Genomic DNA, 26650 nt, shown 5'->3' with positions numbered 1-26650 from the left:
GTGTCGGATTGCGGGGTGTCCGCGGCATGGATGCCGCGGCCAAGCCTCCAGGGATGGATTCACGGCGTCCCCGCAATCCGACACCACCCCGCCATCCCACGGAATGCCGCTCTTGCTGTTGCTGTTGCTGTTGCTATTGCATTTAAAGTTGCCGGCCAGAGGCCGGCACTACCGCGGGTGCAGGGCCCAGCCCTGCCGAACACCCTTACCGCAGTTGGCTGTCCTTGCTGCCCCGGCGGTTGTAGCCACTCTGCGCCTGTTCCTCTTCGTCGTGCGCCTGCTGACAGTTCACGCACAGCCGTACGCCAGGCACTGCCTGACGCCGCGCCAAGGGAATTGGCGCGTCGCATTCCTCACAGTGTTCCAGACCCGGGCCCTGGCGCAGCTGGCGCCGCGCGCGGGCAATCGCATCGTCGACGGTGGCGTCGATCTGGTCCTGGACCGCGCCATCTCCGGCCCAACCGGTAGCCATGGCCATCCTCCGCAGGTGTGTCGCCTGATATGGGGACAATACACCCACGGAAAAGGCATCTGCGTCCGCAGCGCTTCAGCAACCTGAGCAGAAAAGGGGACGGAGGGGATTACGTCGTTTGTGGCAGAAACGACGTAATCCCCTCCGTCCCCATCTTCTTACCAGACCAGGTCGTCGGGGACCTGGAACTGTGCGTAGTAGGCGTCGTCCTCGGCGTTGCCGGTGGAGATCTCGGCGCTGGAGCCGGGCGTGCCATGGTCGACGATGATGGCTTCCGGGGCGCGTTCACGCACCTTCTCCGCTGCCGTGCGTGGCAGCACCGCGTAGCCATCGCCATGGGCCACAATCACCAGCACGCCCACCGACAGTGCCTTGCGCAGCTTGGTATCGATCAACAGGGTGCGGATCACCGCGCCATCGCTGAAGCGGTACTCGTCCTCGCCCTTGTGCGGCACGGCGTGGGCGCTGATGATCTGCCTGGCCTGCGCCTTGCGCTCAGCCTGCTTGGCCTGCGCGTTGCGCTCGGCAGCCAGCGCACGGTCACGCTCGATCTTCTCGGCGCGCGCGCGTTCAGCTTCACGCTGGACCTCCGCCGACGTCGACTCGGCCTTGCCCTGGCGGGCCTTGGCCTGTTCACGCGCGGCGGCACTGGCCTGCGACTTCTTGGCCAGGCCGGCCTTGAGCAATTGTTCCTGCAGCGCGTTGGGCTTTGCCATGGTCGATACGTACCGCGTGTAATCTGGATGCCCCATTCTACCGACGCGCCGACGCCCCTGCATGGCTGTCCTGAAGTACCTCACCGGCTACCCCGAACCCCTGGTCGCCCAGGTCAGCGATCTGCTGGCACAGGGCAAGCTCGGCCCCTGGCTGCAGCAGCGCTACCCCGACCCGCATGAGGTGCGCAGCGACCGCCAGCTGTACGACTACACCCAGGACATGAAGGATCGCTACCTGCGCAAGTCGGTGCCGCTCAACAAGGTCTGCTACGACAACACGCTGGAGGTCATCAAGCATGCCTTGGGCACCCACACCGCCATTTCCCGTGTACACGGCGGCCGGCTCAAGGCCAGCCGCGAGATCCGCATCGCCACCGTGTTCCGGCAGGCGCCAGCCGCCTTCCTGCGCATGATCGTGGTGCACGAGCTGGCCCATCTGAAGGAGGCCGACCACAACAAGGCCTTCTACCAGCTGTGCCAGCACATGGAGCCGGATTACCTGCAGCTGGAGTTCGATACCCGCCTGTACCTGACCGAGCTGGCCAACCGCGGCCAGCGCTGAGCCGGCGTAGCGGCTACACTGCGCGCCCCCTGCCCGACCTTTCGCCATGGAACCGACCCGACTCGACAAACGCCTGTCCGCCCTGCTCGGCATCCCGCGTGGTGAAGCGCGGCGCTATATCGAGGGCGGCTGGGTCAGCGTCGATGGCGAAGTGGTGGAACAGCCGCAGCGCCCGGTGGACGAGAGCGCCAGCATCGTGGTGGCCGAGCAGGCCAGCGACAGCAAGGCCGAGCGCGCCAGCATGCTGCTGCACAAACCGGCGGGCGTGCCAGCCGATGCCCTGTGCGCGCTGATCCGCACCGAGACCCGCAGCGAACTGGATGCCAGCGACATCCGTCCGCTGCAACGGCATTTCCACGGTCTGCAGCTGGCATCCTCGCTGCCGGCCGACGACAACGGGCTGGTGGTGGTCAGCCAGGATCCGGCGGTGCTCGCGCACCTGCAGCGCAACCTGGGCCGCACCGAACAGGAGTACCTGGTCGAAGTGGCTGAAGGCGGCCCGGAACGTGGCCCGTGGCTGATGGCCCGGCTGCAGCATGAAGCAGGCGGCCCGAAGGTCAGCTGGCAGAGCGAGCAGCGCCTGCGTTTTGCAGGCAAGGGACTGACCGCGAAGGGCCTGAGGACTGCGGTGACGGCTGCCGGCCTGCAGGTGGTGGCCGTACGCCGCCTGCGCATCGGCCGGGTGGCGCTGGGCCCGCTGGCCGTGGGCCAGTGGCGCTATCTGGGCAGCGACGAGCGGTTCTGAGTCACGGCGCTTCATCCACGCATGGCGTGGATCTACTGGGGTGGCAGCTCATCCACGCGTGGCGTGGATCTACCGGTGACAGCTCATCCACGCGTGGCGTGGATCTACCGGTGACAGCTCATCCACGCGTGGCGTGGATCTACCAGTGACAGCCCATCCACGCATGGCGTGGATCTACCGGTGGCAGTTCATCCACGCATGGCGTGGATCTACCGCCATGCGTAGCCAGGATCTACCATCGGCGTCATGAGTCTGCGCAAACCTTTATGGCGACGCCTGCTGCGCGTGGCCGCGATCATCATCGCCGCCCTGCTTCTGCTGGTGCTGTCCGGCCTGCTGCTGGCCGACCACCTGGCCCCGCAGGCGCGCGGCGAAGCGTCGCAGATACTGCCGCTGCAACCTGCGCAGACGCCCATCGATCGGCAGATGATGCCCCTGCAGGCCGCCCATCCCGGGCAGTCTGGCGTAGCCTTCCTCAGCGATGGCATGGATGCGTTCGCTGCCCGCGCGATGATCACCGAGCACGCCGGCCGCAGCCTGGACCTGCAGTACTACATCTGGCACGACGACCTGATCGGCCACTTGATGGCCAAGGCGCTGTACGACGCTGCCGAACGTGGCGTGCGCGTGCGCATCCTGCTTGATGACATGAATGCCAAGGACAAGGATGCGCTGATGATGGCGCTCGATGCGCATCCCAACATCGAGCTTCGCCTGTACAACCCGTTCCGCAACCGCAGCGGCATGGCCCGCACGCTGGAGCTGGTGCAACGCGCCTTCAGCGTGAACCACCGCATGCACAACAAGAGCTGGATCGCCGATGGCCGCATCGCGATCGTGGGTGGCCGCAACATCGGCGAGGAGTACTTCAGCGCGCGCAGCGACGTGAATTTCCAGGACCTGGACCTGGTGGTGGCCGGCCCGGCCGTGCAGCAGGCCAACCAGATCTTCGACGACTACTGGAACAGCGACGCGGCGATTCCGATCTCGGCGCTGGCGACCTATACCGATGCACAGCTGCGCCAGCTGGTGCGCCAGTCCGATCTGGACGCGCTGCATGCGCAGGCCCAACCGTACCTGCAGCGCGTGGCCGAGTCGCGCCAGCGCCAGCGTGCCAGCCCGGAGCCGCTGCACTGGAGCAGGCAGGTACGGATCGTGTCCGATCCACCGATGAAGCACCACGGCGATGCACACGACGACTGGCTGGTCACCGAGCTGGTCCAACAGCTGCAGTCGACGCGCTACAAGGCACTGTTGATCTCGCCGTACTTCGTCCCCGGCAGCGAAGGGCTGGACGGCCTTTCGGCGATGGCCGGCCGCGGCGCCCAGGTCGGCGTGGTGACCAACTCACTGGCGGCCAACGATGTGGCTGCCGTGCACGGTGGCTACATGGGCTACCGGGTGCCGCTGCTGAAGGCAGGCGTGCAGCTGTACGAACTGAAGGCGAACGGCCAGGCCGGTGACGGCAGCCTGTTCGGCAGCAGCGGCGCCAGCCTGCACACCAAGGCATTGCTGGTCGACGACCGGCGCGGGTTCGTCGGATCGTTCAACCTCGATCCGCGTTCGGCCTATCTCAACACCGAGATGGGCGTGCTGTTCGACGACCCGGTGCTGGGCGCACAGCTGCGCGCGGAATACCTGCGCCTGGCCAGCCCGGAACACAGCTGGTGGCTTGCGCTCGGCGCTGATGATGAGCTGCGCTGGCTGCAGCGCGAGCCGCCGCCGCACTGGGTCGATGCCGAGCCCGGCAGCAGCCTCGGCAAACGCTGGACGGCACGGGTGATCAGCTGGCTGCCGCTGGAATCCCAGCTGTAACGTCAGGGGGCGTTCCCCTCGCCATCGCCGTGCAGGCTTTCGTCCAGGGTTTCCACATTGCGCCCGTGCAGGCGCCGCCAGATCCAGCGCAGCGCGTGTGGCGGCGCTGCCGGCAATTGTTCCAGCAAGGCCAGCATGCGGCCCTGGCTGGCATGCCCGTGCCGGCACAGCAGGCTGGCCGCCGCAGCGGCGCTGGCCAGGCGCAGGCTGTCGGCCAGCGGACCGTCTGCATCAGGCGCCAGGGCCTGATGCACCGGTTCGGGCAGTTCCCACGCTGCTGCCACCCGCTGCGCCAACGGCAGTGACCACTGCTGCAGCAACTGCAGGGCCAGCGCGGGCTCCACTTCTTCGCCACGCACCTGTGCTTCCTGCAGCAGTTGACGCATGACCAGCGCCGCGCCCAGGCCCTGCACCAGGCCCAGCCATTGCGCAGCGAAGGCATCGCCGAAGGTGACCGTGCGGGCGTGGTCGGCGGCCGCGCGCGACGCCAGCAGGGCGTGCTCCCATATGATCGAACTGAACTGCGGGAACACCTCGCACTGCACCTGCATCACCGGCTGCACCAGCACGGCGCTGATGATCTGCCGCACACCTTCGGTGCCGACCAGGGTCACCGCCCGCTGCAGGCTTTCCACGGGCCGCTCGTGCACCTTGTAGGCCGGGCTGTTGGCGATCCGGAGCAGGTTGCCGGTCAGCACCGGATCCTGGCCAATGATCGCCGCCATCACCCGCGCCGATGCAACGTCGTCATTGACCGTCTGGATCAGCTGCGGCAGCAGTTGCGGGCGCCGCGGCAGCTGCCGGGTAGCCCAGTCGCGGTCCTGCAGCGCGCGGTCCACCGCTTCGGCCAGGCCCGATGCGCTGACCGCCGCCGGTTCGCCTGCCAAGCGCGGATACAGGGCCAGCGCGTGCAGTCCGCGCTGCAGGTGGGCGGCGACCTCGGCCGCCGGCAAGGCGTCGCCCTGCAGGCTGGCCGCCGCGGCCGCCACGGCCTGGCGGGGGGCTGCGGCCAGGCGTGCCGGGGCCTGCCCGGTCAGCTGCGACAGCCAACGGAGCACAGATCGCCACCACGCTGCGGTCATCGCCGCCCATCCTGTCGTTGTCCTGCTGCCACTGCCTGCCCCTGCGCCTTCATCACATCCGGCGACCTGCCGTCGTCGCAGCATCGGCCGCACTTTCATCTTCTTTAACCCGGGCGCGTCCGGCGTCGACGGCATATCCCGGGCGAATGGACTAGAATGGCGCCGCGCGACCCGTCCCCCTGTACCGACGACGTCGCTTTTTTTGTTTTCGGACCCTACCGTTCATTGGCAGTTCGCCGCAGTTCACCGCAGATCGCGCCATCGGAGACCCCATGCTATTCGAAACCCTCGCAACCACCGGCCACGAACAGGTGGTGTTCTGCCACAACCAGGATGCCGGCCTGCGGGCAATCATCGCCATCCACAACACCACCCTGGGCCCTGCCCTGGGCGGGGTGCGCATGCGCCCCTACGCCAGCACCGACGATGCGCTGGCCGATGTGCTGCGGCTGAGCCGCACGATGACCTACAAGAATGCGCTGGCCGGTCTCAATGTCGGTGGCGGCAAGGCGGTGATCATCGGCGACCCCAAGGTCGACAAGACCGAAGTGCTGTTCCGCGCGTTCGGCCGCTATGTCGATTCGCTGGGTGGTCGCTACATCACGGCCGAGGATGTCGGCACCGACGTCAACGACATGGAGAACATCTACCTGGAGAGCCAGTTCGTCACTGGCGTGCACCAGGTCCATGGCGGCTCGGGAGATCCGGCGCCGTTCACCGCCTATGGCGCGCTGCAGGCGTTGATGGCCTCGATGCGCTTCAAGTTCGGCCATGAGGAAGTGGGCAAGACCAGCATCGCGGTGCAGGGCCTGGGCCATATCGGCATGGAACTGGTGAAGCTGCTGCGCGACCGTGGCGCCAAGCTGTACGTGACCGATCTGGACAGCGCGCTGGTGGATCGTGCAGTCAACGATTTCGGCGCCGAGGCAGTCAAGCCGGACGAGATCCACGAAGTGAACGCCGATGTGTTCGCGCCGTGCGCGCTGGAAGGCGCGATCAACGCTGACACGCTGCCGCGGATCAAGGCGAAGATCATCTGTGGCACCGCCAACAACCAGCTGTCCAGCCTGGAGATCGGCGACGAGCTGCATGCGCGCGGCATCCTGTATGCCCCCGACTACGCGGTCAACGCTGGTGGCGTGATGAACGTGTCGCTGGAAATCGACGGTTACAACCGCGAGCGCGCGATGCGGCTGATCCGCAGCATCTACCACAACCTGACGCGCATCTTCGAACTGTCGCAGCGCGAGAACATTGCCCCGCAGCGCGCGGCTGACCGGATCGCAGAAGCGCGCATCCTGTCGATCGGCAAGCTGAAGATGCCGCTGGGCCGCAGCACACCGCGCCTGGGCGACCTGCGCGGCGGCTGAGCGCCGCCCCCGGCAACCGGACGCGTGCCGACCGTGGGTCGGCACCGCCGGATGTACGCGCCGGGCAGCACGCCCGGCGCCATGATCAGAAACCGGTGCTGTAGCGCAGCGCCGCCTGACGTGCATCATCGCCACCCACGCGCTGGTCGATGCCCAGGCTCAGGCGGCCATTGCGGCCCCACCACGATTCCAGCGCCAGGCCGAACAAGGCACTGCCACGCGGTGCGTCAACACCGGCCAACGGCGCCCAGGCATCAACGCCGACGAAACTTGCCTGCCAGGCCTGCTCACCGCCATCCAGCCGTTGCTGCCATTCGGCATGGCCGCGCAGCGTCCAGCGCCCCCACTGCCGCTCACCCCGCAGGCCCGCCAGCATCTGGCTGCGCTGTGCACGCGACGCCTCACCGCGCAGGCCGAAGCCGAAGCCGCCCTGCTCGCTGAAGCCATCGGTGTCCAGACGGGTGCTGCTGGCTCCCAGGTACGGTGTCAACGACGCACCGATGCGCCCGAAGCGATAGCCGCCTTCAACGCTGGCACTGCTGAAACGTCCGCCGTAGCGCGCGGACACACCGTAGGCACCGGCACCCAGCAGCAACTGGCGATCCAGTTCCCGGGTGAACTGGCCGGTGCCGAACTGGGCCAGCGCATAGCCACGCCCCAGGTTCCAGCCGGCATACAACTGCGCCTGCGCCTGGCGGTCACGCCCACGATCACCACTGAAGTTGCTGCCGCCGTTGCTGCGGGTTTCGCCAAAGGCCATGCCCAGCAGGCCGTTGCTGCCCAGTGCCACGTCCTGGCCGGCCATCCAGCCCTGGCTGTCGGCGGCGTTGCCGGCAAAGCTGCCCTGCCCGGCTTCACCCAGCGCGCTCTGCCAGGCGCCACGCAGCTTCGGCGCAGCCTGCACGCGGTCGAAGCGCTCGGCAACCGCGCGGCGCGACATGTCCACGCTGTCGAAGGTCGACGCTTCAGCGCGCGCATGCGCTTGTCCGGACAGGCTCTCCAGGCTCGCCGACAGGCCATCGGTTCCGCCAGACGTACGCTGCAGCGCGCCTGCGGCCACGCCGAACGCCGAGCCCTGCAGATCCGCATTGCGGTCCAGCGCGGTGAATGCCGACTGCACCCGCAGTGCCGATGCCTGTGCATTGGCGCCCAGGCCCGATGCGGCTGCCGAAACGTTGACCTGGGTCAGGTCCATCCACGCGTCGTTGCTGCCATAGCCGTACTGCGCCTGCAGCAGGGTCAGGCCGTTGGCGCCGGTGTTGGCCACCGGCGTGGTGAACGTGCCGTTGATACCGCCGTTGGCATGGACCAGACCCTGGCGGCTGCCGACCTGCGGCACGTAACCGGACACGATGCCATCGACCACGACGCCACCGGCCAGGCGCGCGGTGCCGGTCACCTGCAGCGCGTTCACCCCCAGCGCGACGATCAGCTGCGCATCCGGCCGCTGGCTGTAATTGCCTTCGATGGTCGCGGTGGTGTTGGCGTTGACCAGCACCACGCTGGCGCCGTTGTCGACGTTGCCGATCACCCGCGGCGTGCCGGGCATGAACTGCAGGCCGGCCATCGAGGCACCACCGGAACCGGAGACGCTCACGTTGGAACGGATCACGGCGCCACCGCGCAGGGCCAGGCTGCCGCGCTCGATGCGGGTCGCACCGCTGTAGCTGTTGTTGCCGCTCAGCTCCAGCCGGCCATCGCCGCGCTTGATCAGGCCGCCAGCGCCGGCGATGTCGTTGCTCCAGATCGAGCCCGAAGAGGCCGCGTCGACATTGACCGTGGCATCGCCCCAGTCGAAGCGGCCGGGACCGTTCACCGCCTTGCCGACGTTGAGCATGCCGTAGCCGTAGATGGGATCGACGCCCGGCGCACCGATGTCGGTGGCGGTGCCGAGCAGGGTCTGCCGTACCAGGTCGTTGTCGAAGTAGGGATAGCGCTGCCAGACCAGCGCCGCAGCACCGGAGATCAGCGGCGCGGCGAAGGACGTACCGTAGTTCCACAGGTACTTGCCGGTACCCGGCTCCGGAAACACCGCGCTGCCGGGAGCGGTCAGGCAATAGCGCGCGGCGTCGCCACAGGCATTGGCCCACGGCGCACGTTCACCGGGCTTGTTCGGATCGATCGCAGTAGCTACCAGCCAGCCTTTTTCCAGATCCGCTGCCGGCAGCGATCCGCCGAAGCCACGCTGGCTGGGCAGCGCGGCCACGCTGCTGGGCTGGTCGCGCCCTTCGTTGCCTGCGGCGAACACCACCAGGCCACCGTGATTTATGATGAAGGGGCGGTATTCGCCCGCGACCTGCGCAGTGGTGCCGAGGTCGGTCCAGTACAGGCCGCCCCAGGAATTGTTCATCACCTTCACGCCGTAGTTGATCAGGTCCTGGTGGACCCCGGCCACGCCCAGCGTGCCGCTGAAGGAGTTGCCCCGGCCACTGCCGTCATCCTTGGGCGTGGTGTCGGAAATGATGCGTGCCGAGACGATCTCCGCCCCCTGTGCGATGCCGCCGGGCCAGACCCCCACCGGTACACCGGCCGCCAGGCTGGCGACGGCCGTGCCATGGCCGAGCACGTCATCGACGTTGAGATTGTTGCGGCTCGGGTCGATGTAGTTGAGGTTGGCCACCACCCGTCCGTTCAGCGCCTCGGCACTGCGCAGCACGCCCGAATCGACGATGCCGATGCGCACGCCGCGACCGGTCGCGCCGGTGGCCTGTGCGGCACGCGCGTTGGTCTGTGCCAGATGCGCATCCACGGCCGGCTCCAGCGGTCTGGCAGCGGGAGGCGGGGTGACCGGGGGCGTGACCGGAGGCGTGGTCGGGGGCGGGTCGATGCGCACGTTGCTGCCGCCGCCTCCACCGCCACACGCCGACAGCGCCACCGCCAGCGCCGATGCCAGGACCGACCTTCCCATCGTCTTACGTTCCATCGTTTCCTTCCCATGAACGTTGGCCTGCCGCCATCCGGGCAGGCATCCAGTACTGCCCAGCGGCAGTCTTCGCCGACCCTCTATACTGGGCCGGCCCCCACGCAGTCTGCCGGGAAACGGCGCCGTATCCAACGCCCGTCGTCTCCTTTCCGAACATTGCTCACGCATCAACGAGATTGCCATGTCCAACATCGTCATCGCCGCCGCCAAGCGCACCGCCATCGGCTCCTTCCTCGGCCAGTTCAACGGCGTTCCGACCCCGACCCTCGGCGCGGCCGCCATCGCCGCCGCGCTGGAACAGTCGGGCGTGCCTGCCAGCGACGTCTCCGAAGTCCTGATGGGCTGCGTGCTGCCGGCCAATCTCGGCCAGGCCCCTGCCCGCCAGGCAGCGATCGCCGCCGGTATTCCGCTGTCGGTCGGCGCCACCACCCTCAACAAGGTCTGCGGTTCGGGCATGAAGGCCATCATGCTCGGGCATGACCTGATCAAGGCCGGTTCGGCCAAGGTCGTGGTCGCCGGCGGCATGGAGTCGATGTCCAACGCGCCGCACCTGCTGCCCAATTCGCGCACCGGCAACCGTTTCGGCAACTTCCAGGCGGTGGACCACATGGCCCACGACGGCCTGGTCAATGCCTATGACGGCAAGGCCATGGGCGAGTTCGCCGAATGCGCCGTGGACAAGTACCAGTTCACCCGCGAAGAGCAGGACGCCTACTCCATCGAATCGGTCAAGCGCGCGCAGGCAGCCCAGGCCAACGGCGCCTTCGCCGACGAGATCGTTGCGGTGAAGGTCGCCACCCGCAAGGGTGAAGTCGAGGTCGCCAGCGACGAACAGCCTGGTCGTTCGGACATTGCCAAGATCCCGACCCTGCGCCCGGCCTTCAAGAAGGACGGCAGCGTGACCGCCGCCAGTTCCTCCAGCATCTCCGACGGCGCTGCCGCCGTGGTCCTGCTGACCGAAGAAGATGCTGCCGCACGCGGCCTGCAGCCGCTGGCGCGCATCGTCGGCCATGCCACCCATTCGCAGGAGCCGGAGTGGTTCACCACGGCCCCGATCGGTGCCATCCACACCCTGTTGGCGAAGACCGGCTGGTCGCTGGACCAGGTCGATCTGTTCGAAGTCAACGAGGCCTTCGCCGTGGTGGCGATGGCACCGATGCGCGAACTGGGCATCCCGCACGACAAGCTCAACGTGAATGGCGGTGCCTGCGCGCTGGGCCATCCGATCGGCGCCTCCGGCGCACGCCTGGTGGTCACTCTGGTCAACGCATTGCGCACGCGCGGCGGCAAGCGCGGCATTGCCACCCTGTGCATCGGCGGCGGCGAAGCGACGGCTATCGCCATCGAGTTGATCTGAAAGGGTTTAACGTCTATTTCGCAAAAATGAATGCGGGATCGCTTGACACCCAATCTTGGCTTGTCATCATGTTGTCGGCGCGCAGCATGCGCGTTGCCTAATTCTAACGACGAGGATTTACACAATGAGCATCAACAAGCTGCTGGTCGCGATGTCCCTGGCTCTGGCTCTGGCCGCCTGCTCGAAGCAGGAAGCTGCCCAGGACGCCGCTGCTTCGGCCAACCAGGCCGCCACCGAAGCCCAGGCTGCTGCCGACCAGGCCGCCGCTGCTGGCGCCCAGACCGCCGACGCTGCCCAGCAGGCCGCTGACACCGCCGCCACCGCTGCTGACGCTTCGGTCGACGCCGCTGCCCAGGCTGCTGGCGCTGCCACCGACGCCGCTGCTGGCGAAGCCAAGGACGCCGCCAAGGCTGCCGAAGCTACCGCTGAGCAGGCCAAGGACGCTGCTGAAGAAGCCAAGAAGTAATAACTTCTTTCTTCAAGCTGTTCTGAAGAAGCCGCTGGTTCGCCAGCGGCTTTTTCTTTGCGCGCAGTTCCGTGCGCAGGTCACCACTAGGTCTTCACAACGGTATGAATAGGCTGGCGTCCCCATCCATTGCAGTACCGGAGACCGCCATGAAGATCCGTCCGCTGACCACTACCCTGCTGGCCGCCTCCCTGCTGCTCGCACTGGCTGCCTGCAAGGGCCCGGAAGCCGAACAGGCCAAGCAGGATGCCGCGCAGGCCGCCGACAGCGCCGGTGTCGCCGCACGCGATGCCGTCGACAAGGCCGCTGCCGCCACCCGCGACGCTGCCGACAAGACCGCTGCCGCCTCTGAACAGGCTGCCGCCGATACCCAGCAGGCGCTGGACAGCGCCGCAGCCGCGACCGCCACCGCCGCCGACAAGGCCAAGGTCGCAGCCACCGATGCCGCCGCCCACGCCAGCGACGCCACGGCCGATGCCGCGCAGAAGGTTGCCGACAAGGCCCGCGATGTTGCTGACGACGCCAAGGCCACTGCCGCCAAGGAAGAAGCCAAGCACTAAGGCCTTCGCGTTCGTCGGGCATCGCCCGGCGCAACCGGAAAAGCCGCGGCATCGCCGCGGCTTTTCTGCTTTTCGCTTCTTCTGTTGATTCCGTGCTGGGCGCGCACGGAAACCGTCCAAGGCCGCGCGGGTGGGCTGCGCAGGGGCGTAAGCGCCATGAATGGCGCGACCGAGCCTAAATGGTCGTATTTACGGCGCCCCCTGCGCAGCCCACCCGCGCGGCCCTGCTCACACTCCAGCAGCGCCCACCACGAGGGGCTTCGCCGTTGGCCGTCACCTACGGCAGCGCACGCGCCAGCATCGCCGCCACATCCAACCCCGCCGGCAGCGTGCCGAATGCCAACCCATGCTCGCCGTGCAACCGGCTGCGGATGAACGCTTCGGCCATTGGACTGCGTGCACGCAGCAACAGCGCCGCCTGCAGCAGCAAGGCAGTGCGTTCGCAGAAGACCCGTGCCTGTGCCTCCTCCGGCGCCGCCGCATCGCGCCACTGCTGCAGTGCCGACGCATAACGCGCATCACGATCGGCCACCGCCTCCAGTTCACCGTGCAGCGCCGCCAGCACCTCCGGCTCGCGCGCCAGCGCGCGCAGCACATCCAGGCACTGGATGTTGCCGCTGCCTTCCCAGATCGAATTCAACGGTGCCTGCCGGTACAGCCGCGGCAACATCGATTCCTCCACGTAGCCGGCACCGCCCAGGCATTCCTGCGCTTCGTTGACGAACGCAGGTGCGCGCTTGCATATCCAGTACTTGCCCAAGGCCGTACCCAGCCGCGCGAGCGCGGCCTCGGCCGGATCGCTGCCAGCGCGATCGACCGCGCGTGCGATGCGCATCGCCAGCACCGTGGCCGCTTCCGATTCCAGCGCCAGATCGGCCAGCACGTTGCCCATCAGCAGATGGTCCATCAGTGGCTTGCCGAAGGTGCGCCGATGCCGCGCGTGATGCAGCGCCTGCGCCAGCGCCATGCGCATTTCCGCCGCCGCGCCCAGCATGCAGTCCAGCCGGGTCATCATCACCATGCCGATGATGGTGGCCACCCCGCGTCCCTCCTCGCCCACACGCCAGGCCTGTGCGCCACAGAACTCCACTTCGCTGGATGCGTTGGCCCAGTCGCCCAGCTTGTCCTTCAAGCGCATCAGGCGGAATGCATTGCGATCGCCGTCGGCCAGGCGCCGTGGCATCAGCAGGCAGGTCAATCCGGCCGGCGCCTGCGCCAGTACCAGGAAGCCATCGCACATGGGTGCGGAGAAAAACCATTTGTGGCCGATCAGCCGATAGCGCTCGCCGTCGATGGGTTCGGCGCGGGTGGTGTTGGCGCGCACATCCGAACCGCCCTGCTTCTCGGTCATGCCCATGCCCAGGGTGATGCCGGCCTTGTCGGCCACTGGCACATCGCGCGGGTCGTATACCGGTGCGGCGGCCTTGCGCGACCACTCGGCCAGATGCGGCTGCCCGCGCAGCACGGCTACCGCGGCGTGGGTCATGGTCAACGGGCAGCTGGTGCCGGCCTCGGCCTGGTGGTGCAGGTAGCTCAGCGCAGCGCGCGCGACATGCGCGCCGGGCTGCGGCTCGTGCCAGGACAACCCTGCCACGCCATGTTCCTTCGCCGTCTGCATCAACTGGTGATACGCCGGATGGAATTCCACGGTATCGATGCGATGGCCCTGTGCATCATGGGTACGCAGGCGTGGGCGATCGCGGTTGGCGTCGAAGCCGATGCGGTACAGCGCGTCGCCGGCCAGCCCTCCGTACACCGCCAACCGCGGTGCGAACGCCGCCGCTCCCTCGCGCTGCACGGCCTCCATCAATGCGATGTCGTCGGTCCACAGCTGCCGGCCGGCGAACGGCGGCGGCTGGTTGAGCACCACATGGGTTTCGTAGGGGGCGCTGCTGTTGAAGCTCGGTCCACTCATCGGTTCCTTCCCCGCCGGCAAGAGGTGTGCGGTCCGATTGTGCCGTATCGCCCGGCAACCCCGCGTTCAGGCCGATTCTCGCCACGTGCACGACCGGACCGCCACAGTGACGGCATGGCAGGCAAAGACGATCTGGTAGTACTGCGGCCGGAAGGGCTGTACTGCGCGGCAGGCGATTTTCATATCGATCCCTGGCGGCCGGTACCGCGCGCGGTCATCACCCATGGCCATGGCGACCATGCGCGTCCGGGCATGGGCGAGTACCACTGCAGCACCGGCAGCGTGCCGATTCTGCGCTGGCGCCTGGGCGATGTGCCGCTGCACGCGCATGCCGAGGGCGTGCCGTTCGCGCTGGGCCGGGTGCAGGTATCGCTGCATCCCGCCGGCCACGTGCTCGGCTCGTCGCAGGTGCGCATCGACGATGGTGAGCAGGTCTGGGTGGCGTCGGGCGACTACAAGCGCCAGCCGGACCCGACCTGCACTGCATTCGAAGTGGTGCCCTGCGATACCTTCATCACCGAGGCGACCTTTGCGCTGCCGATCTACCGCTGGCCCGATACTCGTGCCGTGGCGGCCGAGATCGCCGCCTGGCGGCGCGAGTGCGCGCAGCGGGGCGAAGCGGCAGTGCTGCTCTGCTATGCGCTGGGCAAGGCGCAACGCGTGCTTGCCGAGCTGCGTGCGGTGGATGACCAGCCTGCCTGGCTGCATGGCGCCATCGCCAACGGCGTGGCCGTCTATCGCCAGGCCGGTGTGCCCATGCTCGACACGCTCACCGTTGCCGAACAGGGGCGTCAGCCCGATGCGGCCGGCCAGCTGATCCTGGCCCCACCCTCGGCCGCCGGTACGCCGTGGCTGCGCCGGTTCGGCCGTCACCAGCTCGGTTTCGCCTCGGGCTGGATGCAGTTGCGCGGCAACCGCCGCCGACGCAACGTCGACCGTGGCTTTGTGATCTCCGACCATGCCGATTGGCCAGCGCTGCTGCAGACCATCACCCAGACCGGCGCGCAGCGGGTCATTGCCACCCACGGCAACACCGATGCGTTGATTCCGTACCTGCGCGAACGCGGCGTCGCCGCCGAAGCGTTCCGCACCGATTTCGGAGGCGAGGAATGAAGGCCTTCGCCGCGCTGTACCAGCGGCTGGATCGCAGCACGGCGACACTGGACAAGCGCGCGGCGTTGATCGATTACTTCCAGCACGCACGCCCGCATGACGCAGCGTGGGCGCTGTACCTGCTCAGCGGCGGCAAAGTGGGCGGCGCGCGGCGGAAGATTGCCGGCAGCGGCGAATTGCGGGCGTGGATCGCCGACGAATCCGGCCTGCCCCCCTGGCTGGTCGAAGACAGCTACGCGCAGGTCGGCGACCTTGCTGAAACGCTTACCCTGCTGCTGGATGATCCGGCCACCGAAGCCGAGGATCGGCCTCTGGCCGACTGGATCGAACACCACCTGCTTGCCGTTGCCAACCAGCCGGAGCCGGTGCGTCGTGCCGCCGTAGTCGACGGCTGGCGACTGCTGGCATCGGCCGAACGCCTGGTCTTCAACAAGCTGCTGACCGGCGCCCTGCGCGTTGGCGTGTCGCAGCGCGTGGTGCAGCAGGCCTTGGCCGAGTGGTCCGGGCTGGATATCGCCCGCATCGCCCAGCGCATGCTCGGCGACTGGGTGCCCTCCCCCGGCCTGCTTACCACCTTGCTGTCTGCCGAAGAACTGCCGACCGATCGTCAGCAGCCCTACCCGTTCTTCCTCGCTTCGCCGCTGGAAGGGGAGCCCACCGAGCGGCTGGGCGACATCAGCCACTGGCTGCTGGAATGGAAGTGGGATGGCATCCGCCTGCAGTTGCTGCGGCGCCAGGGCGAGGTGGCGTTGTGGTCGCGCGGCGAAGAACGGCTGGACGGTCGCTTCCCGGAGATCGAGCAGGCGGCAGCGTCTCTGCCCGATGGCTGCGTGCTCGATGGCGAGCTGCTGGCATGGGACGACGCCGACAATCTGCCGCGTGCATTCACCGCCCTGCAGACCCGCATCCAGCGCCGCAAACCCGGCGCCGCCACCCTGCGCAACACGCCGGTACGCGTGCTCGCCTACGATCTGCTTGAGCGCGACGGCGAGGACCTGCGTGCACTGCCGCTGCAGCAGCGACGCGTGCAGTTGGCCGAGGTGATCGGCACGCTCGGCGATCCGCGCATCCAGCTGTCGCCTGAGGTGCCAGCCGACGATTGGCAGCATGCCGCGCAGCTGCGCGAAGCATCGCGCGAGCGTGGCGTGGAAGGGCTGATGCTCAAGCGTCGTGATTCGGTCTACCAGTCCGGGCGTCGCCGTGGCGACTGGTGGAAGTGGAAGGTCGAACCGCTGACGATCGATGCAGTGTTGCTGTACGCGCAGGCAGGCCATGGTCGGCGCAGCACGCTGTACACCGACTACACCTTCGGCGTCTGGGACGGCGAAACACTGGTTCCAGTAGCCAAGGCCTATTCCGGTCTGGACGACAAGGAAATCCTCGCCCTCGACCGCTGGATACGTGCACACACGCGTGAACGCTTCGGCCCGGTGCGCAGCGTAAGTGCCGAACAGGTGTTCGAACTTGGTTTCGAAGCAGTCAACCGCAGCGCGCGCCACAAGTCCGGCATTGCCGTGCGCTTTCCACGCATCCTGCGCTGGCGCCACGACAAGCCGGCTGCCGAAGCCGACCACCTGGCCCAGTTGCAGGCGCTGGCGCGATGAAGCGCAGCGATGCGCTGCAGCGCCTGCACGCATGGTTCGGCAGCCGCGGCTGGCGCCCCCTGCCCTTCCAGCGCGCGATGTGGCGTCATTACCTGGCGGGCGAATCTGGCCTGCTGCACACGCCCACCGGCAGCGGCAAGACCCTTGCCATGTTCGGCGGCCCCTTGTTGCAGGCGATGCTCGACCCGCCCCCCGCACCGCGTCGCGCCAGCGCGGTACGCCCGCTGCAGGTGCTGTGGGTAACGCCGCTGCGTGCGCTGGCCAGCGATACCGCACGTGCGCTGCAGGCACCGATCGACGGCCTTGGCCTGGGCTGGCGCGTGGGGCTGCGCAGCGGCGATGCCAGCAACCGCGACCGGCGCCTGGCCCGCGAAGGTCGCATCGACGTGCTGGTCACCACGCCGGAGTCGCTGGCGCTGCTGCTCAGCTATCCCGACACCCTCGAGCGCATACGCCAACTGCGCTGCGTGGTGGTGGACGAATGGCACGAACTGCTGGGCAACAAGCGTGGCGTGCTGCTGCAGTTGAATCTGGCGCTGCTGCGTGATGCAGCGCCGGCGATGCAGCTGTGGGGGCTGTCGGCCACATTGGGCAACCTGCCACAGGCACGCGACGTACTGCTGCCACACCGTCCACAGGCAACGATCGTGGAAGGTGCACGGCAGCGGCCGGTGACGATCCGCAGCCTGCTGCCCGAACCCGGCGAACGCTTTCCATGGGCCGGGCATCTTGGCCTTTCCCAGCTTCCGCGCGTGCTCGACGCGCTGTTCCGTGCACGCAGCAGCCTGCTCTTCACCAATACCCGTGCGCAGGCGGAACTGTGGCACCAGGCCCTCGCAGCCGTGTGGCCGGAAGATGCCGGCACGCTCGCCCTGCACCATGGATCATTGGATCCCACGCTGCGACAGCAGGTCGAGGACGGACTGCGTGCGGGCACGCTGCGGTGCGTGGTGGCCACTTCCAGCCTGGATCTGGGCGTGGACTTTCCGGAAGTGGACCAGGTGCTGCAGCTGGGCAGCCCGAAGGGCGTGGCGCGCCTGCGCCAACGCGCAGGGCGTGCGCGCCATCGGCCCGGTGCCAGCGGCCAGATACTGTGCATTCCCAGCCATGCGCTGGAACTGGCCGAGTACGCGGCGGCCCGGCACGCGTTGCATGACGGGGTGATCGAAGCGCGACGTCCTCCCACGTTGTCGCTGGACGTATTGGCCCAGCACGCCGTCAGCCGCGCGCTGGCGGGCGGCTTCAACGCCAATGCACTGCTGGAACAGGTCCGTGGCACGCATGCCTTCGCCGCGCTGGAGGACGCACAGTGGAATGCGGTGATCGATTTCATCGTGCAGGGCGGACGTGCATTGTCCCGGTACCCGGAGTTCCATAAGGTGGTACGCGATGCCGACGGCGTGTACCGCATGCCCGATCGCCGCCAGGCGCTGCGCCATCGGCTGTCGATCGGCACCATCAGCAGCGACGGCAGCGTGCGCGTACAGTTCCTGCGTGGCGGCAGCCTGGGCGCGGTGGAAGAGCAGTTCGCCAGCCGCCTGCGCCGCGGCGACCGTTTCCAGTTTGCGGGGCGGCTGCTGGAGCTGGTGCAGCTGCGCGACATGACCGCGTTCGTGCGCGTGGCGCGCGGTGGTGGTGATGGCGTGGTACCGCGCTGGCAGGGCGGTCAACTGCCACTGTCGATGCCGCTTGGCCGCGAACTGGAAAAGGTGCTGTCAGGCGTCGACCAGAGCGCGGAGTCGCGGTGGCTTGCGCCGCTGCTGGCATTGCAGTCGCAGCTGTCTGCGGCGCCATCGCCCGACCACCTGCTGGTGGAAGACGTGCGCCGACGCGAAGGCCAGTTCCTGTTCGTCTATCCCTTTGCGGGCCGCCATGTGCATGAAGCACTGGCCGCGCTGCTGGCCCTTCGCTGCACCCGTCGCCAACGCAACAGCATCGGCTATGCAGTGAATGACCATGGCCTGGTGCTCGCTCCGGCAACGCCGGTGGATCTGCAGGAACAGGACTGGCGGGCAATGCTGGATGCTGCAGGTTTGCTGCAGGACCTGCGCGAAGCGGTGAACCTGGGCGAGCTGGCGCGCCGCCAGTTCCGCGGCATCGCGCGCGTAGCGGGCCTGCTGGTGCCCAGCCTGCCGGGTGGCATGCCACGCTCGCTGCGCCAGCTGCAGGCTTCCGCCGGACTGCTGCATGACGTGCTGCGCGAGCACGACCCGGAGCATCTGCTGCTGGCATTGGCCGAGCAGGAAGTACTGCACGACAGCCTCGACCTGCCCGGGTTGCAGCAGGTGCTGGCACGCATCGCCACACGTTCGTTGTCCCTGCAGCGGCCCTCATCACTGACCCCGCTGGCATTTCCCTTGTGGGCCGAACGCCTGCGTGGGCAGTTCAGCAATGAAGACTGGCGCACGCGCGTGCAGCGTGCCGCGCAGCAGCTGGAGCGCCGCCATGGCCGCTGATCTTCCGCTGCAGCTGGGAGGTGAGTCGATGCTTCTGCTCGGCGGCCGGGCGCTGCTGTGGCCGGCGCAGCGCGCGCTGTTGATCGCCGACCTGCACCTGGGCAAGGCGGACGTGTTCCGGCGTGCGGGAATCGCCCTGCCGTCGGGCGGCACCGGCAATGACCTGCAGCGCCTGCAGGACCTGGTGACCATGCACCAGTGCCGACAACTATGGATCCTCGGCGACGTCCTGCACGGCCCGGCGCATCGCGCGGCCTGGTATCAGCAATGGCTCGGTTGGCGAGAGCAGCACGCGGCGCTGGACATCCACGTGGTGCGCGGCAATCACGACCGGGATCTACCGAAGGCGGCGCTGCAGGTGCAGATGCATGACGACGCGCGATGGGGACCGTTCCTGCTGCGGCACGAGCCGCTGGCCGATGCCTCCGCGCACGTGCTGGCAGGCCATGTGCATCCGCAGGTTGCGTTGCCGGCACTGCGTCGGCGCTTCCCCGCGTTCTGGCTGCGCCAGGGCGTGACCATCCTGCCGGCATTCTCGGCATTCACCGCCGGTGTGGTGCCTGTACTGGCGCCGGGCGAACAGCTGCTCGCCTGTGTGGAAGACAGCGTAGTGCCGCTACCGGTTCGCTGACGCGTCGAGACCTGCGCGGGATTACGACGGGCGGGCGGCGATTCCGTGCATCAGGCTGAAATCCTGCGTCGCCTCGTCGGCGTGGCGCGGCAGTGCCTGTATCGCCATCAGCATTTCCTGCGCGCAGGCGCGGATATGGCCGTGGCTTTCCGGTGATGCGTGGCTGATCAGACTGCCGACATGAAACTCGAACACATCTTCCAGTACGTCGGGCTGGTCCTCGTGCAGCATCCGCAGCAGACCGCGCAGCTTGCAGATTTCCGATTCCAGCTTCTCGACCGCGAACAACATGGCATCCTCCTCGTGCATCGTGCGGCGCATCCGGGCCGCAGCAGGCAGCGACGGCGGCGCCACCCGGGCCACGCGATGATCGATCACGAAAAGGAAAGCGGGCGACGCGGCTGCCGCGTGCTCATCTCTTGTCGCATAAACGGGGTGAGGCAATCGTTAAATGCCGTAACGAAAGGCTTCACGCGGTCGCTGGCATTTCCACGCTCTGTAGCGGCAGGGGCGCAGCGGCAAGCGCCTGGATGAATGCCGGATCGAGCGGCAACGCGCCCAGCCACCCGTGCTGGGTGCCGCTGAGCACGCGCAGCATGTGCCCGCGCCCGCCAGGCAGTCGTCCCATCGGTCCCAACAGCACATCGCGCGCCTTTGCCCACGCATCGCGATCGGACTGGAACAGCGGCGTCAGCCAGCGGCTCCAGCGCTGATAGACCGCCACATGCGCACGTCGTTGCGCCTGGTAGGCCTGCAATGCCGGTTCGCCACCACCGTGGGTGCGTAACGCGTCGCGCAGTGCCAGTGCATCCAGCAGCGCCATGTTCACGCCCTGCCCCAGCTGCGGGCTCATCGCATGTGCTGCATCGCCTGCCAGCACCAGCCGCCCCTGATGCCAACGCTTCATCACGGCATCGCGGTACACCGCACGCGCCAGCTGACCGGCGTCGCGCAGATGCGCGAAGCGCGCGCCCGCCTGTGGCCACAGCGCATGCAGTTCTTCCAGCCACGGCGCCATGCCGTCGCCCTGCCAGCGGTCGAAATCCGCACGCGGCAGGCTCCAGAAGAAGCTCAGGCGAGGCGTGTCGTCACCGGGTCGGGTGCCCACCGGCAGCAGGCCGATCATCTTGCGCGCGGCGACGTAGCGCTGCCGCAGCTGCTGCATGTGCGGCCAGTCTTCGGCCGGCAACAGGCACCACAGCGCGCCCCACGGGTACACCCGGTCCAGCGCCGCACCACCGTCGACGGCGTTGCGCAGCGTAGAGGCGGCGCCGTCGGCGGCAACCACCAGATCGAACGGTCCGTGCGTGCGACCGTCGCTGTCGCGCAGCCGTCCCTGCTGGTGATCGACCTCGACGATGGTCGTGCCCACGTGCAGCTCGCCGGCGCCTTCACGCGCCTGGTCCAGCACCGAAAACAACGCCCCGCGCTGCATGCCCATGCCGTGCAGGCGCGCATCCAGGCCGTCATAGCCCATGTCCATCACCGCGCGCTCGCACGGCGTATCGCCATACAGCCTTCTCACCGGCATGGCGTAGCCACGCACGGCCTCAAGCAGGCCCATCTGCCACAGCACCTGCAGTCCGCTGGGCTGCAGCAGGAATCCCGCACCCACCGGCCCGGGGGTCGGCACGCGTTCGAAGATCTCCACCTCGTGGCCATCACGGGTGAGCAGGATGGCCAATGCCTGGCCAGCGGTGCCGTATCCAATCACGGCGATGCGCAGTCGTTCCGTCATGCCCGCATTGTGCCACCGGCGCAGGGGCGGTACATCAGCTGCCCCTCTTCCGAGCAGATGTGCCGGGCTCCGCCACCACCGCCGGCTCTCCTGCGAATGTCCCCCGGCAGCCTCTGCGCGGCTGCCTCCTCCTTTACTTCGCAGGAGAGCCGGCAGTGGTGGCAGCGCTCAGCTTTCATGGCATCTGTTGGCGCGCGCGCTCCCGCCGCAAGAGCATCTTCACGGCCAGCAAAAAAAACCCCGCCGAAGCGGGGTTTTCAACGCACTATCGAGTGGATCACTCGGCCGGAACGATGTTCGAGGCCTGGGCGCCCTTCGGGCCCTGGGTCACGTCGTAGGTGACCTTCTGGCCTTCCTGCAGACTGCGGAAGCCCTTGGAGTTGATCGCGGAGAAGTGCGCGAAGACGTCGGCGCTGCCGTCCTCCGGCGAGATGAAGCCAAATCCCTTGGCGTCGTTGAACCACTTGACGGTACCGTTCGGCATGGTGATGCGTGACCTTATGCAATGAATGGGTGGTGTACGCTGAACCCGCGCACAAGCTGAGTATGCAAAGCTTGTTACGCGAAGACAATCACCCCCGCGCCAATTCGCCGACCAGTTCCGGAAGTCCGTTGCTGGCGGCCTGCACATTGGCGAGCACTTCGGCCATGGTGATCTCCTCACCATCACCGCACCCGGCGGCCCAGTTGGCAACGATCGCCAGGCAGGCGTAATCCAGCCCCAGCTCACGCGCCAGCGCCGCTTCGGGCATGCCGGTCATGCCGACCAGATCGCAGCCATCGCGGCGCATGCGCGCGATCTCGGCGATGGTTTCCAGCCGCGGCCCCTGGGTCGCGCCATAGCAGCCACCATCGTGGACCTTCACACCGGTCACCTTCGCCGCCGCCAGGATCTTGCTGCGCAGCATCGGCGTATACGGATGGCCGAAGTCGACGTGCACCACGTCGGTGCCCTCTTCTTCGCAGATCGTGCTGATGCGGCCCCAGGTGTAATCGATTACCTGGTCCGGGCAGGCCAGCACGCGCGGCCCGAAATCGTCACCGATGCCACCGACCGTGTTCAGCGCCAGCACCCGCTGCGCGCCGATCTGCTGCAGCGCGGCCAGGTTGGCCCGGTAGTTGATCTTGTGCGGCGGCAACGAATGGCCTTCACCATGGCGTGCAAGGAAGGCCACGCGATGACCGAGCAATGTCCCGACCCGCACCGGGCCGGACGGCTTGCCGAAGCGGGTGTCGACTTCGTGGGTCTGCACGTCGTCAAGCTTGGCCAGGTTGTAGACACCGGTACCGCCAATCACGGCCAGGGCGATCTGTTGCATGGAAAGCACTCCAGAGAAAAAAGAACGCCGGCACCCGAGGATGCCGGCGGCAGGAAACGCAGGCCGCAGGCGGCCGCGTTGTTATTCCTTCATCGCGTAGATGGCCGGCACGCAGCGCAGGGTTTCGTTGACGTCCATGCCGAAACCGAACACGTAGCGATCCGGCAGCTCGATGCCGGCATAGTCGGCGGTGACATCCGGCAGCGCGCGATCGTGCTTCTTCACGGTCATCGCGGCAATACGCACGTCGGTCGCGCCCTGCTCCAGGCACCAGGTACGCACGCCCTGCAGGGTGTAACCCTCGTCGAGGATGTCATCGACCAGCAGCACGCGGCGGCCGAACAGCGCCGTGGCCGGCTTGTGCTTCCACACCAGGTCGCCGCCGGTGGTCTCACCGCGGTAACGGGTGGCGTGCAGGTAATCGAACTGCACGTCCTGGCCACGCGCGCCCAGCTCCAGTGCCAGCTGGCCGGCGAACGGCAGCGCACCGTGCATGATCGACAGGAACAGCGGCACCTCGCCCTGGTAGTCGCGCGCGATGGCGTCGGCGATGCCGGCAATGGCCTTGTCGATGGTGGGGCGGTCGACCAGCAGGTCGGCTTGGGCCAGGGCCTGGGAAATGGTGAGGTTCGGCATCAGACGGTTCTTCCAAGGGTTTGCAGCAGACGGGATTGGGTGTCGCCATGGCGGGCATCGGCCAGCAGGCCATCCCAGCCAAGCGCGCCGCGGCCGAGCAGGCCCAGCAGCGCAGCGGTATTGAGGGAGCGTCCCTGCACCGCGTGCAGGGCTTCATCGACCAGCTCCGGGTGGCAGACCAGCACCACATCGCAGCCGGCATCCAGGTGTGCGTGCACGCGTGCCGGCACGCCACCGGCGCTGTGCGAGGCGGCCATGCCGATGTCATCGGAGAACACCACGCCGCGGAAGCCGAGCTCGCCACGCAGGATCTGCTGGATCCAGCGCGGCGAGTAACCAGCGGGTTCCGGTGCGACCTGCGGGTAGATCACGTGCGCCATCATCACCGCATCGGCGCCGGCGGCGATACCGGCCGTGAACGGGACCAGATCCTGTGCGCGCAGTTCATCCAGCGCACGCGGATCGATCGCGGTATCCACGTGGGTGTCTTCCAGCACGGTGCCATGGCCGGGGAAATGCTTGAGGGTGGCGGCCATGCCGACCGCATGCATGCCGCGTACGTAGGCGGCGGTGAACGCGGCCACGACCTGCGGGTCTTCACTGAAGGCACGATTGCCGATGGCGCGATTGCCACGGCCGAGGTCGACCACCGGGGCGAAGCTCAGGTCCACGCCGCTGGCACGGACCTCACTGGCCATCAGCCAGGCGTGCTGCTCGGCCAATGCCAGCGCAGCGTCGGGATCCCTGGCGTACTGGACACCGATGTCCTGCAGCGGCGGCAGTTCGCTGAAGCCCTCACGGAAGCGCTGCACGCGACCGCCTTCCTGGTCCACGCAGATCAACTGCGGGCGCGGTGCGGCAGCGCGGATCGCCGCGGACAGTTCGGTCACCTGCTGCCGCGAAGCGAAGTTGCGCTTGAACAGCACCACCCCGGCCACAGCATCGTGCTGCAGCCACTCACGTTCCTGGGCGGTCAGTTCAGTACCGGCAACGCCGATCAGCAGCATGGTCGATCTCCACAACGGGCGCCCGCATGGCGCAGTGCCGCATTGTCGCAGAACCGGCCAACAGGCGCAGTGGTCAAAAAGGGGGACGGAGGGGATCAAGGCGCAATCGACCCACTGGTGCCGGATGGGACTCCCCCCCTCCGTCCCCTTCTGCGGGTCGGTCAGACCTTGCAGCCGTCCGCGCCGCAGGCGTCGTCGCCGCCTTCCGGGGCACCCTCCGCGCCCTGCCCTGCCGCCTGCTCGGCGGCGATCTGGCGCAGCGCGTTGGCGAAGGCTTCCGGGGGCTGGGCTCCGGAAACCGCCCAGCGGCCGTCGATGACGAAGGTGGGCACCGAGGAGATACCCAGTGCGCGGGCCTGTGCCAGGCCCGCTTCCACCTCGGCCTGGCCACGATCGCCGGCCAGCATCTGCTGGATCTCGTCTGCGGCAAGGCCACCGGCGGCGCCGGCCGCGACCAGCACCGCCGGGTCGGCCAGATTCTGTCCATGCTCGAAATGGGCGCGGAACAGCGCCTCACCGACGGCCTCCTGCACGCCGTGCTGGCCAGCCAGCCACAACAGGCGATGCGCCGGCAGCGTGGTTACCCGCACCTGGCCCTGGCTGAAGTCCATCGGCAGGCCCTCGGCCCGCGCAGCGGTCTGGGTCTGGCCCAGAATCTGCTCGGTGCGCTCGGCACCGCCGAACTTGCGCACATAGGCCTCGCGCAGTGGCACCGGGGTGGCGTCCGCATCGGGGTCAAGCTGGAACGGCTGCCAGTGGATCTCGAGTTCGGGCGCATCGGCGCCCAGCAACTGCACACCCTGCTGGAAGCGATGCTTGCCGATCCAGCACCAGGGGCAGACCACGTCGGAGTAGATGTCGATTCTCATCCCCCCGACATGGGGGCCGACACCCTCGAAAAAAGGGGACGGAGGGTTTCACCACTGTGAATAGGGGCGGCTGGCCAGAGCGACGTTGTAGTAGCGGGCGTCGTCGGTCACTTCGGCGCCGATCCAGTCCGGCAGGTCGATGACCTGGTCGGCGCTGTCCAGCTCGACTTCGGCGACCACCAGGCCGGCGTTGTCGCCGAGGAACTCGTCCACTTCCCAGGTCAGGCCGGCGTACTCGACCAGATGCCGGCGCTTGTCGATCAGGCCGCCGACGCACAGCGCCAGCAGGTCGCGCGCATCCTGCACCGGAATCGGATAGTCGAACTCCTGCCGGGTATGGCCCAGGGTGCGCGACTTCAGGTTCAGCGCGGCCTTGTCGCCTTCGATGCGGACCCGCACCGACGCGTTCTGGGTGCCGCGGTCGAGCGCGCCCAGATCGTTGATGTAGCCCTGCGCCATCGGGATGACCCGGTGCGCGGCAGTGCGCCACCCATCATGGGTGACGAGGAATTTGCGTTCGATTTCGATGCCCATGGGCACAGTATGCGGCTCACGCCAGACGCTGCCTATCGGCGCGGCGACGGGCAGGACTACACTGCGCGGCCCCCCAACCATGGAATGGTCGCTCATGACGCTTTCCCATCGCCTTCGTCGCTGTCTTGCCCTGTCGGCGCTGCTGCCGTGCGCCGTTGCCAGCGCCGGATCGGCGACCGTACCTTCGCTGCAGCAGGCACAGGCTGCGATGGACCGGATGTTCGACCAGGCCGTTGCCGATCGCCCCGCCAGCGACAGCAGTCGCATGGTTGCCGAGACGTTCCGGCCCCGTCTGCAGACCCTGGACAGCTGTGCCCCCGCCGAGGCCGGCGACGCCGTCGATTGCATCGCCACCGCCAGCGCAGGCATCAACTCGCGACCACAGCTGCTGCGGCTGGCGCTGGTGGATGGCGCGTGGACACTGCCTGACCAGCGCAATGTGCCCGTACCGGCACCGCCCCGCGAAAGAGTGCAGGTGCTGCTGCGGGAACGGATCGCCGGGCAGGCGCAGCAGCAGGCCGACCCAGCCCTGCGCGCACGCTTCGAACAGGCTGCCGGCACCCTGCAGGTGCAGGACGTGAGGAACTGCGAGGTCGCCAGCGACAGGGCCGCCATCGAATGCACCGTGCGCGCCGGCGACGGCAGCGAGCATGGCGAGCAGTCCATGGCCTTCGTGCGCGTGGACGGCCAGTGGCAGAACGCCCCGGCCGACTGACCGCATTGCCTGCCTGCAAGCGGCAAGGCAGGCGCCGGGCAGCCC

The 26650-nt window shown here is 67.8% G+C and carries 25 protein-coding genes; 12 read left to right on the top strand and 13 right to left on the bottom strand.

Going from position 1 to position 26650, the window contains the following annotated elements; translation table 11 throughout:
* Window positions 1–205: 205 nt before the first annotated feature.
* Both M2299_RS19335 and M2299_RS19330 read right to left on the bottom strand, forming a co-directional pair.
* On the bottom strand, window positions 206–472 hold the full coding sequence (locus M2299_RS19335; RefSeq protein ID WP_025879161.1) for a DksA/TraR family C4-type zinc finger protein: 267 nt from the start codon (window positions 470–472) through the stop codon (window positions 206–208).
* 158 nt (window positions 473–630) lie between these two features.
* Window positions 631–1188 (bottom strand): DUF2058 domain-containing protein, encoded by a 558-nt coding sequence (locus M2299_RS19330; protein WP_100436750.1) that lies wholly within the window; start codon window positions 1186–1188, stop codon window positions 631–633.
* A 61-nt stretch (window positions 1189–1249) separates the two neighbouring features.
* Between M2299_RS19330 and M2299_RS19325 the strand changes: the two genes are divergently transcribed.
* The 3 genes from M2299_RS19325 to M2299_RS19315 all read left to right on the top strand — a co-directional run bounded on the left by M2299_RS19325 (window position 1250) and on the right by M2299_RS19315 (window position 4310).
* The gene (locus tag M2299_RS19325; protein WP_059064772.1) at window positions 1250–1750 is read left to right on the top strand and encodes a M48 family metallopeptidase; all 501 of its coding nucleotides are present in this window, start codon (window positions 1250–1252) and stop codon (window positions 1748–1750) included.
* A gap of 46 nt (window positions 1751–1796) precedes the next feature.
* Complete coding sequence (locus tag M2299_RS19320) at window positions 1797–2495, top strand: RNA pseudouridine synthase (RefSeq protein WP_025879164.1); 699 nt, start codon at window positions 1797–1799, stop codon at window positions 2493–2495.
* A gap of 246 nt (window positions 2496–2741) precedes the next feature.
* Window positions 2742–4310, top strand: a complete 1569-nt coding sequence (locus M2299_RS19315; RefSeq protein WP_099843261.1) for a phospholipase D family protein — start codon at window positions 2742–2744, stop codon at window positions 4308–4310.
* A 2-nt stretch (window positions 4311–4312) separates the two neighbouring features.
* Here M2299_RS19315 and M2299_RS19310 read toward each other — a convergent pair whose 3' ends face one another.
* Window positions 4313–5392 carry an HDOD domain-containing protein gene (locus M2299_RS19310; RefSeq protein WP_059064774.1) on the bottom strand — a complete coding sequence of 360 codons (1080 nt, stop codon included), beginning with the start codon at window positions 5390–5392 and terminating at the stop codon, window positions 4313–4315.
* Between the two features lie 272 nt (window positions 5393–5664).
* Between M2299_RS19310 and M2299_RS19305 the strand changes: the two genes are divergently transcribed.
* The gene (locus M2299_RS19305; protein ID WP_025879167.1) at window positions 5665–6762 is read left to right on the top strand and encodes a Glu/Leu/Phe/Val dehydrogenase dimerization domain-containing protein; all 1098 of its coding nucleotides are present in this window, start codon (window positions 5665–5667) and stop codon (window positions 6760–6762) included.
* Between the two features lie 85 nt (window positions 6763–6847).
* On the opposite strand, the gene M2299_RS19300 is transcribed toward M2299_RS19305, so the two are convergent.
* Window positions 6848–9685 carry a S8 family serine peptidase gene (locus M2299_RS19300; RefSeq protein ID WP_099843263.1) on the bottom strand — a complete coding sequence of 946 codons (2838 nt, stop codon included), beginning with the start codon at window positions 9683–9685 and terminating at the stop codon, window positions 6848–6850.
* A 181-nt stretch (window positions 9686–9866) separates the two neighbouring features.
* Here M2299_RS19300 and M2299_RS19295 point away from each other — a divergent pair, with 181 nt between their 5' ends.
* The 3 genes from M2299_RS19295 to M2299_RS19285 all read left to right on the top strand — a co-directional run bounded on the left by M2299_RS19295 (window position 9867) and on the right by M2299_RS19285 (window position 12068).
* Window positions 9867–11042, top strand: coding sequence for a thiolase family protein (locus tag M2299_RS19295; protein WP_025879169.1), 1176 nt, complete (start codon window positions 9867–9869; stop codon window positions 11040–11042).
* 124 nt (window positions 11043–11166) lie between these two features.
* Complete coding sequence (locus tag M2299_RS19290; RefSeq protein ID WP_025879170.1) at window positions 11167–11508, top strand: hypothetical protein; 342 nt, start codon at window positions 11167–11169, stop codon at window positions 11506–11508.
* A 149-nt stretch (window positions 11509–11657) separates the two neighbouring features.
* Complete coding sequence (locus tag M2299_RS19285) at window positions 11658–12068, top strand: hypothetical protein (RefSeq protein WP_025879171.1); 411 nt, start codon at window positions 11658–11660, stop codon at window positions 12066–12068.
* 277 nt (window positions 12069–12345) lie between these two features.
* Here the strand turns inward: M2299_RS19285 and M2299_RS19280 are convergent, their stop codons facing one another.
* Window positions 12346–13983: an acyl-CoA dehydrogenase family protein gene (locus tag M2299_RS19280; protein ID WP_099843265.1), complete on the bottom strand. Its 1638-nt coding sequence runs from the start codon at window positions 13981–13983 to the stop codon at window positions 12346–12348.
* Window positions 13984–14097: 114 nt separating this feature from the next.
* Here M2299_RS19280 and M2299_RS19275 point away from each other — a divergent pair, with 114 nt between their 5' ends.
* The 4 genes from M2299_RS19275 to pdeM are packed head-to-tail and all read left to right on the top strand — an operon-like array spanning window position 14098 to window position 19787.
* On the top strand, window positions 14098–15096 hold the full coding sequence (locus tag M2299_RS19275) for a ligase-associated DNA damage response exonuclease (protein WP_032977105.1): 999 nt from the start codon (window positions 14098–14100) through the stop codon (window positions 15094–15096).
* On the top strand, window positions 15093–16700 hold the full coding sequence (locus M2299_RS19270) for an ATP-dependent DNA ligase (protein ID WP_099785008.1): 1608 nt from the start codon (window positions 15093–15095) through the stop codon (window positions 16698–16700). Before M2299_RS19275 ends, M2299_RS19270 begins: the two co-directional genes overlap by 4 nt.
* A complete protein-coding gene (locus tag M2299_RS19265; protein WP_280884847.1) occupies window positions 16697–19156 on the top strand; it encodes a ligase-associated DNA damage response DEXH box helicase in 2460 nt (819 codons plus the stop codon). The genes M2299_RS19270 and M2299_RS19265 overlap by 4 nt, the downstream gene beginning before the upstream one ends.
* Window positions 19146–19787 carry a ligase-associated DNA damage response endonuclease PdeM gene (gene pdeM, locus M2299_RS19260; protein ID WP_099786110.1) on the top strand — a complete coding sequence of 214 codons (642 nt, stop codon included), beginning with the start codon at window positions 19146–19148 and terminating at the stop codon, window positions 19785–19787. The genes M2299_RS19265 and pdeM overlap by 11 nt, the downstream gene beginning before the upstream one ends.
* 21 nt (window positions 19788–19808) lie before the next feature.
* Here the strand turns inward: pdeM and M2299_RS19255 are convergent, their stop codons facing one another.
* From M2299_RS19255 to M2299_RS19220, 8 genes are all read right to left on the bottom strand, one after another.
* The gene (locus tag M2299_RS19255; protein WP_025879177.1) at window positions 19809–20078 is read right to left on the bottom strand and encodes a hypothetical protein; all 270 of its coding nucleotides are present in this window, start codon (window positions 20076–20078) and stop codon (window positions 19809–19811) included.
* A 178-nt stretch (window positions 20079–20256) separates the two neighbouring features.
* Window positions 20257–21525, bottom strand: coding sequence for an NAD(P)/FAD-dependent oxidoreductase (locus M2299_RS19250; RefSeq protein ID WP_099785012.1), 1269 nt, complete (start codon window positions 21523–21525; stop codon window positions 20257–20259).
* Between the two features lie 277 nt (window positions 21526–21802).
* Entirely contained in the window at window positions 21803–22009 is a 207-nt protein-coding gene (locus M2299_RS19245) for a cold-shock protein (protein WP_019183439.1), read from the bottom strand.
* Between the two features lie 88 nt (window positions 22010–22097).
* Entirely contained in the window at window positions 22098–22844 is a 747-nt protein-coding gene (locus tag M2299_RS19240; RefSeq protein WP_025879179.1) for an S-methyl-5'-thioinosine phosphorylase, read from the bottom strand.
* Between the two features lie 81 nt (window positions 22845–22925).
* Window positions 22926–23480 carry a hypoxanthine-guanine phosphoribosyltransferase gene (locus tag M2299_RS19235; protein ID WP_025879180.1) on the bottom strand — a complete coding sequence of 185 codons (555 nt, stop codon included), beginning with the start codon at window positions 23478–23480 and terminating at the stop codon, window positions 22926–22928.
* Window positions 23480–24487, bottom strand: coding sequence for a beta-N-acetylhexosaminidase (gene nagZ, locus M2299_RS19230; protein ID WP_025879181.1), 1008 nt, complete (start codon window positions 24485–24487; stop codon window positions 23480–23482). Before nagZ ends, M2299_RS19235 begins: the two co-directional genes overlap by 1 nt.
* A gap of 161 nt (window positions 24488–24648) precedes the next feature.
* A complete protein-coding gene (locus M2299_RS19225; protein WP_280884846.1) occupies window positions 24649–25356 on the bottom strand; it encodes a DsbA family oxidoreductase in 708 nt (235 codons plus the stop codon).
* A gap of 48 nt (window positions 25357–25404) precedes the next feature.
* Window positions 25405–25890, bottom strand: a complete 486-nt coding sequence (locus M2299_RS19220; RefSeq protein ID WP_025879183.1) for a CYTH domain-containing protein — start codon at window positions 25888–25890, stop codon at window positions 25405–25407.
* A gap of 94 nt (window positions 25891–25984) precedes the next feature.
* On the opposite strand from M2299_RS19220, the gene M2299_RS19215 reads away from it, so the two are divergent.
* Window positions 25985–26605, top strand: a complete 621-nt coding sequence (locus tag M2299_RS19215) for a hypothetical protein (RefSeq protein ID WP_280884845.1) — start codon at window positions 25985–25987, stop codon at window positions 26603–26605.
* Window positions 26606–26650 lie beyond the last annotated feature (45 nt).

The organism is Stenotrophomonas sp. 1278 (assembly GCF_029892765.1).
In the GTDB taxonomy this organism is placed as follows: Bacteria; Pseudomonadota; Gammaproteobacteria; order Xanthomonadales; family Xanthomonadaceae; genus Stenotrophomonas; species Stenotrophomonas indicatrix.
The sequence above is the reverse complement of the archived record's forward strand: the minus strand, read 5'-3'. Positions and strand labels throughout refer to the sequence as shown.

Bases quoted from the DNA above. Each gene is read 5' to 3' on its own strand.
- M2299_RS19335 (WP_025879161.1), bottom strand. From the start codon at position 472: ATGGCTACCGGTTGGGCCGGAGATGGCGCGGTCCAGGACCAGATCGAC.
- M2299_RS19330 (WP_100436750.1), bottom strand. From the start codon at position 1,188: ATGGCAAAGCCCAACGCGCTGCAGGAACAATTGCTCAAGGCCGGCCTG.
- M2299_RS19325 (WP_059064772.1), top strand. From the start codon at position 1,250: ATGGCTGTCCTGAAGTACCTCACCGGCTACCCCGAACCCCTGGTCGCC.
- M2299_RS19320 (WP_025879164.1), top strand. From the start codon at position 1,797: ATGGAACCGACCCGACTCGACAAACGCCTGTCCGCCCTGCTCGGCATC.
- M2299_RS19315 (WP_099843261.1), top strand. From the start codon at position 2,742: ATGAGTCTGCGCAAACCTTTATGGCGACGCCTGCTGCGCGTGGCCGCG.
- M2299_RS19310 (WP_059064774.1), bottom strand. From the start codon at position 5,392: ATGACCGCAGCGTGGTGGCGATCTGTGCTCCGTTGGCTGTCGCAGCTG.
- M2299_RS19305 (WP_025879167.1), top strand. From the start codon at position 5,665: ATGCTATTCGAAACCCTCGCAACCACCGGCCACGAACAGGTGGTGTTC.
- M2299_RS19300 (WP_099843263.1), bottom strand. From the start codon at position 9,685: ATGGAACGTAAGACGATGGGAAGGTCGGTCCTGGCATCGGCGCTGGCG.
- M2299_RS19295 (WP_025879169.1), top strand. From the start codon at position 9,867: ATGTCCAACATCGTCATCGCCGCCGCCAAGCGCACCGCCATCGGCTCC.
- M2299_RS19290 (WP_025879170.1), top strand. From the start codon at position 11,167: ATGAGCATCAACAAGCTGCTGGTCGCGATGTCCCTGGCTCTGGCTCTG.
- M2299_RS19285 (WP_025879171.1), top strand. From the start codon at position 11,658: ATGAAGATCCGTCCGCTGACCACTACCCTGCTGGCCGCCTCCCTGCTG.
- M2299_RS19280 (WP_099843265.1), bottom strand. From the start codon at position 13,983: ATGAGTGGACCGAGCTTCAACAGCAGCGCCCCCTACGAAACCCATGTG.
- M2299_RS19275 (WP_032977105.1), top strand. From the start codon at position 14,098: ATGGCAGGCAAAGACGATCTGGTAGTACTGCGGCCGGAAGGGCTGTAC.
- M2299_RS19270 (WP_099785008.1), top strand. From the start codon at position 15,093: ATGAAGGCCTTCGCCGCGCTGTACCAGCGGCTGGATCGCAGCACGGCG.
- M2299_RS19265 (WP_280884847.1), top strand. From the start codon at position 16,697: ATGAAGCGCAGCGATGCGCTGCAGCGCCTGCACGCATGGTTCGGCAGC.
- pdeM (WP_099786110.1), top strand. From the start codon at position 19,146: ATGGCCGCTGATCTTCCGCTGCAGCTGGGAGGTGAGTCGATGCTTCTG.
- M2299_RS19255 (WP_025879177.1), bottom strand. From the start codon at position 20,078: ATGTTGTTCGCGGTCGAGAAGCTGGAATCGGAAATCTGCAAGCTGCGC.
- M2299_RS19250 (WP_099785012.1), bottom strand. From the start codon at position 21,525: ATGACGGAACGACTGCGCATCGCCGTGATTGGATACGGCACCGCTGGC.
- M2299_RS19245 (WP_019183439.1), bottom strand. From the start codon at position 22,009: ATGCCGAACGGTACCGTCAAGTGGTTCAACGACGCCAAGGGATTTGGC.
- M2299_RS19240 (WP_025879179.1), bottom strand. From the start codon at position 22,844: ATGCAACAGATCGCCCTGGCCGTGATTGGCGGTACCGGTGTCTACAAC.
- M2299_RS19235 (WP_025879180.1), bottom strand. From the start codon at position 23,480: ATGCCGAACCTCACCATTTCCCAGGCCCTGGCCCAAGCCGACCTGCTG.
- nagZ (WP_025879181.1), bottom strand. From the start codon at position 24,487: ATGCTGCTGATCGGCGTTGCCGGTACTGAACTGACCGCCCAGGAACGT.
- M2299_RS19225 (WP_280884846.1), bottom strand. From the start codon at position 25,356: ATGAGAATCGACATCTACTCCGACGTGGTCTGCCCCTGGTGCTGGATC.
- M2299_RS19220 (WP_025879183.1), bottom strand. From the start codon at position 25,890: ATGGGCATCGAAATCGAACGCAAATTCCTCGTCACCCATGATGGGTGG.
- M2299_RS19215 (WP_280884845.1), top strand. From the start codon at position 25,985: ATGACGCTTTCCCATCGCCTTCGTCGCTGTCTTGCCCTGTCGGCGCTG.